Annotated in this window: 13 protein-coding genes; 6 read left to right on the plus strand and 7 right to left on the minus strand. The window is 68.3% G+C overall.

The window, feature by feature from the left end; genetic code table 11:
* Nucleotides 1-34: 34 nt before the first annotated feature.
* Entirely contained in the window at nt 35-1,507 is a 1,473-nt protein-coding gene (locus A7W11_RS05800; protein WP_066409948.1) for an RNA polymerase factor sigma-54, read from the minus strand.
* Between the two features lie 45 nt (nt 1,508-1,552).
* Complete coding sequence (locus tag A7W11_RS05805) at nt 1,553-2,536, minus strand: sigma-54 interaction domain-containing protein (protein WP_082887114.1); 984 nt, start codon at nt 2,534-2,536, stop codon at nt 1,553-1,555.
* A 291-nt stretch (nt 2,537-2,827) separates the two neighbouring features.
* Between A7W11_RS05805 and A7W11_RS05810 the strand changes: the two genes are divergently transcribed.
* Nucleotides 2,828-4,219 carry a sigma-54-dependent transcriptional regulator gene (locus tag A7W11_RS05810; RefSeq protein WP_066409950.1) on the plus strand — a complete coding sequence of 464 codons (1,392 nt, stop codon included), beginning with the start codon at nt 2,828-2,830 and terminating at the stop codon, nt 4,217-4,219.
* A gap of 61 nt (nt 4,220-4,280) precedes the next feature.
* Here A7W11_RS05810 and A7W11_RS05815 read toward each other — a convergent pair whose 3' ends face one another.
* A complete protein-coding gene (locus A7W11_RS05815; RefSeq protein ID WP_066409953.1) occupies nt 4,281-4,658 on the minus strand; it encodes a T6SS amidase immunity protein Tai4 family protein in 378 nt (125 codons plus the stop codon).
* Nucleotides 4,659-4,955: 297 nt separating this feature from the next.
* On the opposite strand from A7W11_RS05815, the gene A7W11_RS05820 reads away from it, so the two are divergent.
* From A7W11_RS05820 to A7W11_RS05830, 3 genes are all read left to right on the plus strand, one after another.
* Complete coding sequence (locus tag A7W11_RS05820) at nt 4,956-6,722, plus strand: thiamine pyrophosphate-requiring protein (RefSeq protein WP_066409958.1); 1,767 nt, start codon at nt 4,956-4,958, stop codon at nt 6,720-6,722.
* 108 nt (nt 6,723-6,830) lie between these two features.
* Nucleotides 6,831-7,175 (plus strand): ElaB/YgaM/YqjD family protein, encoded by a 345-nt coding sequence (locus A7W11_RS05825; RefSeq protein WP_066410149.1) that lies wholly within the window; start codon nt 6,831-6,833, stop codon nt 7,173-7,175.
* Nucleotides 7,176-7,303: 128 nt separating this feature from the next.
* The gene (locus A7W11_RS05830) at nt 7,304-7,615 is read left to right on the plus strand and encodes a hypothetical protein (protein WP_175582038.1); all 312 of its coding nucleotides are present in this window, start codon (nt 7,304-7,306) and stop codon (nt 7,613-7,615) included.
* Nucleotides 7,616-7,691: 76 nt separating this feature from the next.
* Here A7W11_RS05830 and A7W11_RS05835 read toward each other — a convergent pair whose 3' ends face one another.
* Entirely contained in the window at nt 7,692-8,672 is a 981-nt protein-coding gene (locus tag A7W11_RS05835) for an SDR family oxidoreductase (RefSeq protein WP_066409959.1), read from the minus strand.
* Between the two features lie 133 nt (nt 8,673-8,805).
* Entirely contained in the window at nt 8,806-9,135 is a 330-nt protein-coding gene (locus tag A7W11_RS05840; RefSeq protein ID WP_066409960.1) for a glycine zipper domain-containing protein, read from the minus strand.
* Nucleotides 9,136-9,361: 226 nt separating this feature from the next.
* On the opposite strand from A7W11_RS05840, the gene A7W11_RS05845 reads away from it, so the two are divergent.
* Nucleotides 9,362-9,634, plus strand: coding sequence for a hypothetical protein (locus A7W11_RS05845; protein ID WP_066409962.1), 273 nt, complete (start codon nt 9,362-9,364; stop codon nt 9,632-9,634).
* Between the two features lie 52 nt (nt 9,635-9,686).
* Here the strand turns inward: A7W11_RS05845 and A7W11_RS05850 are convergent, their stop codons facing one another.
* Entirely contained in the window at nt 9,687-9,866 is a 180-nt protein-coding gene (locus tag A7W11_RS05850; RefSeq protein ID WP_066409963.1) for a hypothetical protein, read from the minus strand.
* A 198-nt stretch (nt 9,867-10,064) separates the two neighbouring features.
* Here A7W11_RS05850 and A7W11_RS05855 point away from each other — a divergent pair, with 198 nt between their 5' ends.
* Complete coding sequence (locus A7W11_RS05855; RefSeq protein ID WP_066409965.1) at nt 10,065-10,310, plus strand: hypothetical protein; 246 nt, start codon at nt 10,065-10,067, stop codon at nt 10,308-10,310.
* 110 nt (nt 10,311-10,420) lie between these two features.
* On the opposite strand, the gene treY is transcribed toward A7W11_RS05855, so the two are convergent.
* Entirely contained in the window at nt 10,421-13,132 is a 2,712-nt protein-coding gene (treY, locus tag A7W11_RS05860) for a malto-oligosyltrehalose synthase (RefSeq protein ID WP_066409968.1), read from the minus strand.

Genomic DNA, 13,132 nt, shown 5'->3' on the forward strand with positions numbered 1-13,132 from the left:
CTCCTTGCGGGGCGCCATTGTCGTTTCCGGCGGCTCAACTCTGGCGCCGCATCTCCGCTGGGGGCACCTTCATCTGGATGCGGTACTTGGACACGGTGCGGCGCGCCACCACCACGCCGTTGCTGGCCAGGCGCTGCGCCAGCACCACGTCCGACAGCGGCGTGCGGGGGTCTTCCTCGTCGATGTATTCCTTGATCAGCGCGCGCACGGCGGCCGCCGAACACGACCCTCCGGTATCGGTGCTCAGTTCGCGCGAGAAGAAATGGCGGAATTCGAAGAGCCCCCGGGGGGTGATCATGTACTTGTTGGCCGTGGCGCGCGAGACGGTGGATTCGTGCATTTCCAGTTCGTCAGCCACGTCGCGCAGCATCAAGGGGCGCAGGGCCACGTCGCCGTATTCGAAGAAGGTCTGCTGGCGGCGCACGATGGCCTCGGCCACGCGGCGGATGGTGATGTAGCGCTGCTCCACGTTGCGGACCAGCCAGCGCGCTTCCTGCAATTCCTGTGCCATGGGGCTGCGTTCGTCCATGCGGGCGCGGTGGAACAGATCGGCATAGGTGCGGTTCAGGCGGGCCTGGGGCATCGAATGGCGGTTTGCCACGACCTGCCAGCGCGCTCGCACCTTGGTGACGATCACGTCGGGCACCACGTAGTTGGGGGCGTCGGAGGCATATTGGCGGCCTGGCTTCGGATCCAGGCTGCGCACCAGCTCGCAGGCGCATTGCACCGTGCCGGTATCCACGCCCAGCACGCGCTGCAGGCCGGCGATGTCGTTGCGAGCCAGGCGGTCGAGGTTGCCGCGCACGATGCCTAAGGCGGCATCGCGCAGTTCGTCCGGCACGTCATCGCGCGCATACAGCTGCAGCGACAGGCACTCGGTCAGGTCGCGCGCGCCCAGGCCCGGCACGTCCAGTTGCTGCACCAACTTCAGGGCGGCGGCCCATTCGGTGGCGTCGGGCGCGGGATCGAATGCGGCGGAGCCGGCCAGTTCTTCCATGCTGGTGTGCAGATAACCGTCTTCGTCCAGCGCGTCGACGATGAACTCGGCCAGCAGGCGATCGCGCACCGTCAGGGGATAGCTGCCCAGTTCGCCGGACAGGCGCTGGCGCAGCGACACGGGCGCGGCGATCCATTGGCTGAGGTCGGTCGCCGGGCCGCCATCGTTGCGGACGTGAGTGGGATAGTCACCGGAATAGGCCGGACCCTCGGCCTGGGGCAGGGGGGCGTCGGAGAAGTCGGCTTGCGGCTCGGGCGTTGCCGCCTCGGCGGCAGACGCCCCGGAGCCGTCTTCCGCGGCGGCCTTCTCCTGGCCATTTTGCGCGGAGGCGGCGCCATTGCCATGCTCGGCATCCTCGCCGTCTTCCAGGAAGGGATTGGTTGCCAGTGCGTCCTGCACGGCGGTGGTGAACTCTAGCGCGGACATCTGCAGCAGCCGGATGGACTGCTGCAGGCGCGGGGCCAGCAGGGTCTGCTGGCGCATGCGAAGTTCTTGTGCTGCATGTGCCACGGGTATCTCCTCGCATTACGGCAACGGGCGCGGAAAGGGTTTTCTTCAGGCCACGCCCTGAACATCCAGCCCATAGGCGTTCAGTCGGTTGTAGAGGGTCTTCAGGCTGATGCCCAGCGTGGCGGCCGTGCGCCGCTTGTCTCCGTGGTGCAGGGTCAGCGTCGCGCAGATCAGTTCGCGCTGCGCCTCGTTCAGGGGCGTGCCGACCGCGAAGGCGAGCGAATCGGAGCCGCGATCGAGGGCCGGTGCACGTACCGACGCGACGAGTTCATAGTGCAGCACGTCGTCGCACATCAGGTAGGCCCGTTGCACAACGTTGCGAAGTTCGCGGACGTTACCCGGCCAGTCGTAGGCGTCCATGCTGTCCAGCAGGCGCCTGCCCAGCTTCTTGCTAGAGTCGTAGCGGCGGTTCAGGTCGTCCAGCATCTGCTGGGCGAGGTAGGCGATATCCTCGCGCCGTTCGCGTAGCGGCGGCACGCGCATGGGAATCACCAGCAGGCGGTGCAACAGATCTTCGCGCAGGCGTCCCTGGGCCACGGCTTGCTGCGGATCGCGGTTGGTGGCCGAGATGATGCGTACGTTGGTGCGCAGCACGTCGGTGCCGCCCACGCGGCGATAGGTGCCGGTCTCGAGCACGCGCAGGAAGTGCGCCTGCATGTCGATGGGCATCTCGGTCAGTTCGTCCAGGAACAGCGTGCCGCCGCTGGCGTGCTCGAAATAGCCGGGTGTGCGGGCCAGGGCGCCGGTGAAGCTGCCTTTCTCGTGGCCGAACAGTTCCGCGTGGGCCAGGCTGGAACTGACCGCGCCGCAATTCAATGCAATATAGGGACCTTCGCGGCGGTCGCTGGCGGCGTGGATGCGTTGGGCGATCATGTCCTTGCCCGTGCCGCTTTCGCCGACAAGGAAGACGCTGGCGTCGGTAGGCGCGGCGCGCGTCACCAGGGCCTGCAGATCGCGCATGGCCGGGCTGCGGCCCAGGGCGACGGCGTCGGGGGCAGTATCCTGGCGGGGTGGGGTATCTTTCAGCATGCGGCACATCCTAGTGGGCAGCGGGTTGCAGTCCTTCAGCAAATCTTAGGCCCAGGTGCGCGCGTACCTGAGACCAAATGCAAGTAAGCGAAAACATTCGTCCCTTGTCTCGATTCCTTACGTACGAAAAGGGATTGCCGTTGTACGCTGAAAGTCCGACATGCGGGGCTGGCGCGAGGCCGGCCGTTCCAACGCTTTTTTCGCTCCGGATTTCGCTGATCGTCCATCGCATGGACACAGCCGGGTCCGTCACCGCAACACCTAATCAGGCTCAAGCGTTACGGAGTATCAATGCCTCATCTGTTGATCGTCGACGATGATGAAGATGTACGGGATGTCCTGTCGGAGATCGCCCGGGAAAGCGGCTACTCGGTAGCCGGCGCCGCCTCGTTGAAAGAAGCGTACCTGCAATTCGAGCGCCATCTGCCCGACCTGGTCCTGACCGACGTGCGCCTGCCCGGCGCCAGCGGCATGGACATCTTCGAGAAGATTTCCGGCGCCAGCGTGCCCGTGGTCGTCATCACCGGCTACGGCAGCCTGGACAACGCTGTCGAGGCGTTGCGCTGCGGCGCCACCGATTACCTGGTCAAGCCGGTATCGATGGAACGCCTTCAGCAGATTCTGGATCGCGTGGCCAGCCAGGCCGGCGAGAGTTCGTCCACCTGGGGCGCTCAGGAGCCCGGCCGGCTGGGTCCGTTGGTGGGGGCTTCGCCGCAGATGGAGCAGCTCTACCAGCAGTTGCGCCGTGTGTCGCCGACCGACGTCACCACGATGCTGGTCGGCGAAAGCGGCACTGGCAAGGAACTGGCGGCGCAGGCGGTGCACGCGCTCAGCCCGCGCCGCAAGGAAGCCTTCGTGGCCGTGAACTGCGGCGCGATATCGCCCAACCTGATCGAAAGCGAACTGTTCGGCCACGAGCGGGGCAGCTTCACCGGCGCCGAGCGCCAGCACAAGGGCTACTTCGAACGGGCGGACCGCGGCACGCTGTTCCTGGATGAAGTCACCGAGATGCCGCTGGACCTTCAGGTCAAGCTGCTGCGCGTGCTGGAGACGGGCCGCTTCATGCGGGTCGGCACCAACAAGGACATCGCCTGCGACGTGCGGGTGGTGGCGGCCACCAACCGCGATCCGGAGCAGGCCGTGCGCGATGGCCGCCTGCGCCAGGATCTGTATTACCGGCTCAGCGTATTCCCCATCGATCTGCCGCCGCTGCGCGACCGCGGCGATGACGTGCTGCTGCTGGCCGACCGCTTCCTGGATGCGCAGAATGCCGAGCACAACACGTCCAAGCGATTCTCCGAGGCGGCCAGGCAGGCCATCGCGTCGTACGCCTGGCCGGGCAACGTGCGCGAACTGAAAAACTTCGTGCGACGCGCCTACATCATGGCCGACGGCGCCGAGCTGCAGGCCGATACCTTGATGCCGCAGGTGTCTCCCGGCGCGGGCCGGGACCAGGCCTCGGGCCGGATCACCGTGCCGGTGGGCGTGACGCTGGCCGAGGCGGATCGCCGCCTGATCCTGGCCACGCTGGAGCGCTGCGGCGGGGTCAAGAAGCTGGCGGCCGAGGTGTTGGGCATCAGCGCCAAGACGCTCTACAACCGGCTCGAGGAGTATGAGTCGTCGGGCGATGCCACGGATGACGACAAGGATGCGTCCGACGCGGCCGGGAAGGAACGCGGCTGAGGTTTCATGGGGTTGACCGGAAGGGCGGCGGGCCGGTGTGGGGCCGCCGCCCTTTGTCACGTCAACGGTGCGGTCGAACGACCTTGGCGAGCGCCGGATCGTCCAGCACGTCCAGGCACTGCATCACGTTGAGCGATTCGCCGTCCTTGCCCCGATAGGGTTTGGCCAAGTGGGCTTGGACCACCTTGATGATGTCGCCATAGACATCTTCCTGGGACGTTCCCATTTGTACGTAGCCGCCGGATGCGCGGCGTGCATCGGCCGCCATGAGGGTATCGGGGAAGGCGCGCACCAGGCACTGGGCGACGGCGAATTTTTCCAATCGTTGCGCTTCGGTGACTTGCGGTGCGGCCTGCATAGGCGCGGCCTGCGTGCCGGTGGCCGCGCACGTCATCAGCGGCCAGGCCAAGGCGCCGGCGGCAATCCAACGCGGACTCATTTCAGCTTCCAGAGGGTGGCGCGGTGGCCTCGGTGAAATAGCACGAGTCCGAGCACGAGGTGCCGTTCCATAACGCTCCCGTGTTGAAAAAACGTGCGGCCAAGATAACGAGTTCCCGGCGGATTTCCTCTAACCGGAAAAGCGGCGTTACGCAGATTTTCCTGGCGTTACGTGGGCCGACGGCGCCGACCGGCCCCACTCACCGGCATGGTCTTTGCTGAGGTTTCGGATCGCACCCGATGTACATGTCCGTGGCTTGGCGGTCATGGCGACGGGCGCGTTTTCCTGGAGTACCGCATGGACACTGTTTCCGATTTCATCGTGCGCCGCCTGGCGCAATGGGGCATCCGCCGCGTCTTCGGCTATCCGGGCGACGGCATCAACGGCATGATGGCGGCGCTGGGGCGTGACGACCACGGCATCGAATTCGTGCAGCCTCGCCATGAGGAGGCCGCGGCCTTCATGGCCTGCGCGCACGCCAAGTTCACGGGCCAGGCGGGCGTTTGCATCGCCACGTCCGGCCCTGGCGCCATTCATCTGCTCAATGGCCTGTACGACGCCAGGTTGGACCATCAGCCCGTGGTGGCCATCGTGGGCCAGCAGGCGCGCAGTTCGCTGGGAGGCGACTATCAGCAGGAGGTCGATCTGGTGTCGCTGTTCAAGGACGTGGCGCACGACTTCGTGCAGCAGGCCTCCGACGCCACGCAGGTAAGGCACCTGATCGACCGGGCGTTGCGCATCGCGCTCGAACGCCGCGCCGTGACGTGCGTGATCCTGCCCAACGACGTGCAGGAATTGCCCGCCGTGGAAAGCCCGCCGCGCGAGCACGGCACGGTGCGCACGGGCATCGGCGTCACGTCGCATGCCGCCGTCCCCAACAGACAGGCGCTGGAGAATGCGGCCGACATCCTGAACCGCGGCGAGCGCGTCGCCATGCTGGTCGGTGCGGGCGCCCTGGGCGCCGGGGCCGAAGTTCGGGACGTGGCCGAACTGCTGGGCGCGGGCGTGGCCAAGGCCCTGTTGGGCAAGGGCGTGGTGCCCGACGATCTGCCTTATGTGACCGGGGCCATCGGCCTGGTGGGCACGCAGCCCAGCTGGCATCTGATGAACGAGTGCGACACGCTGCTGCTGGTCGGCACGTCGTTCCCGTACGGGGAGTTCCTGCCGCCGGAGGGGCAGGCGCGCGCCGTGCAGATCGACGTGGACGGCCGCAATCTGAACCTGCGCTATCCGGTCGAGGTGGGCCTGGTGGGCGACAGCCGGATGACGCTGTCGGCCTTGATTCCGTTGCTGCAGCGCAAAGAGGCGCGCAAATGGCGCGACCAGATCGAGAGCCGCGTGGCGCGCTGGTGGAGCACATTGGAGGCGCGTGCCAAGGTGGCGGCCAAGCCCGTGAATCCGCAGTTGCCGTTCTGGGAGTTGTCGTCCCGGCTGCCCGACGACAGCATCATTGCCTGCGATTCGGGCTCGGCGGCGAACTGGTACGCCCGCGACGTGAAGCTGCGGACCGGCATGATGGCGTCCTTGTCCGGCGGGTTGGCCACCATGGGATGCGCCGTGCCGTATGCCCTGGCCGCCAAGCTGGCGCATCCGCACCGGCCGGTGATCGCGCTGGTGGGCGATGGCGCCATGCAGATGAACGGCATCAACGAACTGATCACCATCGCGGACCGCTGGAAACAATGGGAGGATCCCCGGCTGGTGGTGCTGGTGCTGAACAACGGCGATCTCAACCTGGTGACCTGGGAGCAGCGTGCCACCTCGGGCAGCCCGCGCTACGAAGCGTCGCAGTGGCTGCCGGATTTTCCCTATGCCGCTTATGGCCGGTTGCTGGGGCTGGAAGGCATCCATGTCGACACGCCCGCCGAAGTCGGACCGGCCTGGGAGCAGGCGCTGCGGGCGGACCGGCCCGTCGTGATCGAAGTGCGGGTGGATCCCGAGATGCCGCCTTTGCCGCCGCATGTCGACTTCAAGCAGGTGAAGGCCTATCTGCAAGCCTTGCGCGCCGATGCCAAGGGCGGGGAGGCCATGCGGGCGACCTTGAAGCAATGGTGGGCGTCGTAAGGGCAGGCCGGACCTTGCGGGCCCGCTGTTGGGCATGCCGCTTGCTGGCATGACTGGTTCACGCACGGCCATAGCGGGCCCGTGCGCAACCTGCAGAAGGAGAATTCGATGTTTTTTCGTGAAGACCGTGTTGCCGAGTCCCGTCGCCGCGTCAAGCGCAGCCTGCGCGACCTGACCGACAGTGCCGACGACCTGCTGCGCGCCACCGCCTCTTATGGCGGCGCCGAGATGGAAGTGGCCCGCGATCGGCTGAAACAGCAGATGGAGCGGGCCCGCGAGCACGCCGGCGGCTGGGAGCGCAGCGCGCTCGACAGCTATCACCGCATCGCGGATACGGCGGGCACGTATGTGCAGCAGAACACCGGCAAGATCGTCGGCGTAGGCTTGGCGGTGGGCCTGCTGGCCGGGATTTTCCTGATGTGCAGCGGCAGTGGCAACGGCCGCCGGCGTTGACGGGGGGCGCCGGCCCGCGGGCCAGGCCACTGTTGCACGAGCTGGTAAGAAGTTCATCGCGGCGCGGCGCTTGCCGGTATTGAACCGGCTCGCGGCGCGCCGTGTCGTGTTGGAAAGGAGAAGACGGCATGCGCAACGAAGAGACGAGCAGCAAACCGGGCAAGACGCCGGCGGGCACGGGCGATCCGAAGCAGCCGCGCGAGAAGTCGGCCAGCCATGAAGCACACACGCGGCAAAGCGGGAATTTTGGCGCCGACGAGCCCGATTACGGGCGGGCGCAAGGGGAGAAGCCCAATCCCGGCCAGGGGGGCCAGGCCAATCCCAAGGGACCGGAGTACGAGCAGGGCGGCCGGTATCCCGGCACGCGGCAAGGCAATGGCGGCAAGGACGGCGGCACGGGAAAATCCGATCCCGCCCACGGGCGGCGAGAGCGCGGGTAGCGCGTAGCCGGTCTCCCGCACGGCATGGTTGGGCAGGAGGCCCGGCCGCCTACCTGCGCCCGGCCGGTTGTGGAACCTAGAATCCCGGCGATCCCGTGATCGGCAGCACCAACCCCGTGATGTAGCTGGCGCAGGCATGGCTGGCCAGGAAGACATACGCTGGCGACAGTTCTTCCGGTTGGGCCGGCCGCCCCAGTGCGGTGTCCTTGCCGAAGTTCTCCACCTCTTGCGGCGGGCGATCCGCCGGGTTGAGGGGCGTCCACACGGGTCCCGGCGCCACGGCATTGACGCGTATGCCGTGCGGCGCCAGGTTTGCCGCCAGCGACCAGGTGAAGGCGTGGATGGCGCCCTTGGTGCTGGCGTAATCCAGCAACGCGCCGTTGCCGCGCAGCCCGGTCACCGATCCGGTGTTGATGATCGACGAACCGATGCTCAGGTGCGGCAGGGCCGCGCGGGCCATCTGTACGTAACCGAGGATGTTGGTGCGGAAAGTCTGGTCCAGCCTTTCGTCGGTCAGGTCCAGCAGCGATTCGGCGTGTTCCTGGAAGGCGGCGTTGTTGACCAGGATGTCGAGTTTGCCCAGGTCTTTCACCGTGCGCGCGACGGCTTCGCGGCAGAAGTCGGGGTCGCGCACGTCGCCCTGGATGGTCAGGCACCGCCTGCCTTCCTGCTCGACATGCCGGGCGGTTTCGCGGGCGTCGGTGTCCTCGTCCAGATAGACGATGGCGACGTCGGCGCCTTCACGGGCGTACAGCACCGCCACCGCGCGGCCGATGCCGGAATCGCCGCCTGTGATCAGCGCGACCATGCCGGACAGCTTGCCGCTGCCTCGGTAGTCGGGGGCCAGAAATTGCGGGGCTTCGTGCAGATCGGCTTCGAGACCGGGCTTTTGCAGATGCTGGGCAGGCAAGGGGGGAACCGGGCGGCCGCCTGAAGGCGGGTGGGTATCGCTTCCACCGCCGCCCTGGGGGGCGGCGTCGCGCGCATCCTGCTCGCGCTGGATCTTGCGCTGGGTGTCTGCGGTGGGCTGGGTGAGCGGGCCTTGCCTGGGTGCCATGGAAAGCTCCTTTGGGACGATGCTTACGCTGGAATCGCAAGGCGCATGCCCGTCGATCGCAGGAGAAAAACGGGGGCTGGGCGCAGGAAAGGCCGCAAGCGGTTTCACGGCCAGCCGTCCCAGCCCGCGTGGGTCAGTTGCGGGCGATCAGCATCCCGACCAGCAGGCCGAGGCCTGCCGCGGCGCCCAGCGATTGCCAAGGGCGGTCCTGCACATAGTTCTCGGCGCATTGGCGTGCTTCATGGGCCAGGTCGGTGGTGCTTTCCGACAGCGCGTCGAAGGCGGCGCGGGTCTTGCCCAGTTGGGCCTGCACGCGGGCGCGCAGGGTTTCCACGTCGGTGTGGCTGCTGTCGTTGAGGATGGCATCCAACTCGTCCAGCCACTGCTGCTGGCGGGCGGTGCGGCTGCGCAGGGTGCGCATGCCGTCGTCGGAGAACGGCGTGCCTCGATCTTGTAGGTCCATGAAGACTCCTCAGTCGGAAGCGGCCGGTGCGCGGATTTTGCACGGGCCGGTAGAAAGTTCCGGCAATACGGCCTTGGCGGCCGATACCGGGCGGACAGGGCGGGCCGGCAGGCGAGCCGCCGGCCCGATCAATGGAGCAAGCGGCGGACCCGCGGGTATGCGGCATGCTTGTGTCCGACGCCAGCGCCCCGGCATTTCCGGGGCGTGGATTCCAGGAGGACGTGAAATGACATCCAGCCCCCGTACCGCAAAAGCCGCCGCGCAGCCCGCCAACCGGCAGAAGGACAAGGAAGGAAAACCCGTGCCGCCGCGCCAGGGCAAAGTGCTGCCACCCGCGGGTCCCGTGACCGTTCCCAATCAGCCCGAGCCGGTTCCCAAGGAACACGACGAGGCCGCCGCGCAGGGCCGGGCCCGCGCGGACGACAAGACCGAATCCAATTGGGCAGATGGCTCGGCGCCGCAGCCGCGCGCCAAGAACGCACGTTCGTCGCTGTTCTGAAGGGCCTTCCCCCGGCTGGCCTGCCGCCAGCCGGACTCGGCGCCACGCGCGGCTATGAACGCCGGGCGCCTTGACCACGGTTGCGCATGCTTTGCTGGTCCTGGCCGGTGCCCAGGTTGGTCGCGTGGCCGTCCTTCTTCGAACGGTTCTGCGCGTCGTGATGGCTGGCCTGGTCCTGGCGGGCCAGGTCATCGTTGCGGTTGGCCTGTTTGCTGGAGGAAGTGGGTTTCATGATGCCTCTCCTTGCGGAACGCCGGGCCGGATGCCCGGCCCATGCCGGCCCGCAAGCCCCATGCCGGGGTAAACACGGTGGCCGTGCGCGACCACACAGGCACGGCGCTTGCGTAAGTTCCGGTTCGTCGGCGCGCCATGTGGAATCGAGCGCGCCGCCCTTTCTACTTCGTACTCCGTTTCGATCACGAGGTGAAAAATGTATAAGCAGATGCGTAGCCACGTTCCTCCCCCGCACGACCCCGAAATGCCCGATCCGCCTCCTGGCGACCTGCCCGTGGAGCCCGATACCGATAATCCCGACATCGACCTGCCGCCCCCCGACGATGTGCCGGGCGCGCCCAAGCGCGGGCATGGGCGCGCGGGCGGGAATCATCATCAGGGCCGCCGCGGCTCCGGGCTCTACCGGATGCGTCTGGTGCGCGGGCGGGCGCACTCCATGTAAGGAAGGGGCCGGAAACCCGTCTACGGAAATGTCGGGCAAGCTGAAGAACGGCCAGGGAATGGCCGTTTCTTGCATCCAGCGAGCGATCCCGTGCTTCGGCGGCCGGAGGATCAGCGGGAGATCAGAACCGCGACGGGTAGCGTTTTCAGCAGGTCCCGCACGGACAGCGTCCGGGTGGATGTCGGCAAGGGCAGATTGCCCAAAGCGTCGTGCAATACCCCGGTGGTCAGATTCGAGGGCAGTTGAATGCGCGTGTCCTGCCACCACGTGGCGTCGATCCACCCGTGCGCAGGCTGGGCGCCGGCCATCCGCGCCGCGCAGGCGCGCGCCGCGATCACCAGGGTGGCGCCCCGCGAACTTCGGCGCGCATACGCGACGACGTGTGCCGCCCGCGCGCCTTCGACCGCCAAGGGGTGGTACGTTCCGCGCCGCAGCTCGTTTCTCTCCGCGCGCAAGCGCAGCAGGCGGTGCACCAGCGCCTGCTTGATTTGTCCGTCGTGCCACGGTGCCGCATCGGCCGACGCCAACGTTCCGGGATCGCTGCCCCGAAGCGCCGCCTGCCGGACCGCATAGTCCACCGGGCGGCGGTTGTCCGGGTCCACCAGGCTGAAGTCCCAGCGGTCGGTTCCCTGGTACAGGTCCGGCACGCCGGGGGCCGTCAGGCGCACGGTGGCCTGCGCCAGGCTGTTCAGCATGCCGGGGCCCATCAGGCGTCCGGCCCATTGCGCCACGTCCTGCAGCAGCTCTTGCGATGCCGCCTCGCCGGCGGGCAACGTCGCCGCGTGGGACAGCGCTTGCAGCACCGCGCCGCAAGCCGTCTCGTAGGCCTCGTCCGGCACGTACCAGTTGCTGCCCAGCTTGGCTTCGCGCAGGGCCTTGGTCTGCCATTGGCCGACGCGCTCGCAGAAGGCGCGCACGCCTGCCGCATCGGTGGGGGACAGCGCGGGCGGCCAGGCGCCGACCAGGGTCTGCAGCAGCATGTACAGGTCGCCGGGCTGCGGCACGGGGCCGCCGGGGCCGCGGGCATCGGCGTCCAGCAAGGCGGCGCGCGCGACCCACGAACCCGCGAACGCCAGCCACGGCTGCGGCATCTCGGTCAGCACGGCCAGGCGGGCGCGCACGTCCTCGCCGCGCTTGTGGTCGTGCGTGGCGGTGGCCAGCAGGGCCTGCGGATGCGCCTGGGCGCGGCGCATCAGGCGTTCGTGCAACTGCTGCGGATCCAGGGCGTGCACATAGGGCGACGCCCCGACCTCATTGCGCGACAGCAGCGTGCCGCGCCGGTAGAAGTAGGTGTCCTCCAGCGCCTTGGCCGCCAGCGGCGGCGTCAGGTGGCGCAGGCGGTTCTGGGCGCGGCGGCGCAGGCGCGCGGATTCGGGGGTGTCGTCGGCGCCGGGGGGCAGGGCCAGCCAGCCCAGCAGCCGGTCGGCGATCCGGTCGGCGGCTTCGTCGGGTTCCTGCCGCGTGTCCTCCATGATGCGCTGGCCGCGCAGGGACGCGGCCTGGCAATAGGCCAGGTCGGCCCGCGTGGCGCTGCCGCCTTCACCATAGGTGCGATACACGGGAAAGGCCACCAGCCACGGCACCAGCGCACGCGAGATGGCCTGGGGCGGGCAGTCGCAGGTGGAGGGATCCAGCCGGGCCAGCCGGCCCAGCACCCGCACCAGCGCGGCGTTTTCCGCCGAGAAATGGCGCGCCAGCATCAGGCGGCGCGCGGCCTCCAGTTGCTCGGCGGGCGAGCGCGCATCGCCGCTGAAGGCCTGCCAGCCCTGTTCCAGCACTGCCACGCCCGCGGCGTCGTGCAGCGCCGCGTTGACGTCCTCCATGAAGTCGTAGCCAGTGGTGCCGTCGGTCTGCCAGCCGGCGGGCAGGGCCTCGTCCTCGGCCAGGATCTTCTCGACCACGATGTAGGGTTCGGGCTGGGCGCGGCCGCCTTGCTGGCCCGCGTGGCGCAGGTCGGCGCGCAGGCGGCGGCAGTACATGGCGGGTTGGGCCAGGCCGTCGATGTGGTCGATGCGCACGCCGTCGATCACGCCTTCGGCATACAGGCGCAAAACCAGGGCGTGGACCGCGGCATGCACGTCGGGACGGTCCACGCGCACGCCGGCCAGGTCGCTGATCTCGAAGAAACGGCGCCAGTTGATCTGGTCGGCGGCGGTCGGCCACCAGGCCAGGCGGTAATGCTGGCGGTTCAGCAAGGCATGCAGCGCGGCGCGCCCCGCGTCGGTCTGGGGATCGTGGGCGGCCAGCGTCTGCTCGGGGGCGGCCTGCCGCGCCAGGGTGCCGGGCGCCACGGGGTAGCGGCCGCCGGCCTCGATCACGTAGATCTGGTCCGCCTCGTCCCACGTCAGGTGGATGTCGCCGTTCTGCAGCGCGGCCAGGTAGGGACGGCCCAGGGTCGGGGCCAGCAGGCGGCCGGACAGCCACGGATCGGGGTCGTGCCAGTCGATGTCGAACCAGTCGGCATAGGCGCTGTGGCGGCCGTGGGTCAGCACGTCGCGCCACCAGGCGTTGTCCCAATGGGTGGCCATGTGGTTGGGCACGATGTCCAGCAGGATACCCATGCCGCGCGCGTGCAGGGCGTCGGCCAGCGCGCGCAACGCCGGTTCGCCGCCCAGTTCGGGATTGACCTGGCCGTGGTCGACGACGTCGTAGCCATGCGTGGAGCCCGGCCGCGCCCGCGTGACGGGCGACAGGTAGAAGTGGCTGATGCCCAGGCCCGCGTAGTAATCCACCTGTTCGCGGGCGTGGTCCAGCGTGAAGTCCTTGTGCAGTTGCAGCCGCACGGTGGCGCGCGGGGCGCCGTCGCGATGGGGGCGGCTCAT

The organism is Bordetella ansorpii (assembly GCF_900078315.1).
Taxonomy (GTDB): Bacteria; Pseudomonadota; Gammaproteobacteria; order Burkholderiales; family Burkholderiaceae_B; genus Bordetella; species Bordetella ansorpii.

Excerpts from the sequence above, each read along its gene's own strand:
- A7W11_RS05820 (WP_066409958.1), top strand. The coding sequence starts at position 4,956 with ATGGACACTGTTTCCGATTTCATCGTGCGCCGCCTGGCGCAATGGGGC.
- A7W11_RS05815 (WP_066409953.1), bottom strand. The coding sequence starts at position 4,658 with ATGAGTCCGCGTTGGATTGCCGCCGGCGCCTTGGCCTGGCCGCTGATG.
- A7W11_RS05855 (WP_066409965.1), top strand. The coding sequence starts at position 10,065 with ATGTATAAGCAGATGCGTAGCCACGTTCCTCCCCCGCACGACCCCGAA.
- treY (WP_066409968.1), bottom strand. The coding sequence starts at position 13,132 with ATGAGCCGCCCCCATCGCGACGGCGCCCCGCGCGCCACCGTGCGGCTG.
- A7W11_RS05835 (WP_066409959.1), bottom strand. The coding sequence starts at position 8,672 with ATGGCACCCAGGCAAGGCCCGCTCACCCAGCCCACCGCAGACACCCAG.
- A7W11_RS05840 (WP_066409960.1), bottom strand. The coding sequence starts at position 9,135 with ATGGACCTACAAGATCGAGGCACGCCGTTCTCCGACGACGGCATGCGC.
- A7W11_RS05850 (WP_066409963.1), bottom strand. The coding sequence starts at position 9,866 with ATGAAACCCACTTCCTCCAGCAAACAGGCCAACCGCAACGATGACCTG.
- A7W11_RS05845 (WP_066409962.1), top strand. The coding sequence starts at position 9,362 with ATGACATCCAGCCCCCGTACCGCAAAAGCCGCCGCGCAGCCCGCCAAC.
- A7W11_RS05830 (WP_175582038.1), top strand. The coding sequence starts at position 7,304 with ATGCGCAACGAAGAGACGAGCAGCAAACCGGGCAAGACGCCGGCGGGC.
- A7W11_RS05805 (WP_082887114.1), bottom strand. The coding sequence starts at position 2,536 with ATGCTGAAAGATACCCCACCCCGCCAGGATACTGCCCCCGACGCCGTC.
- A7W11_RS05810 (WP_066409950.1), top strand. The coding sequence starts at position 2,828 with ATGCCTCATCTGTTGATCGTCGACGATGATGAAGATGTACGGGATGTC.
- A7W11_RS05825 (WP_066410149.1), top strand. The coding sequence starts at position 6,831 with ATGTTTTTTCGTGAAGACCGTGTTGCCGAGTCCCGTCGCCGCGTCAAG.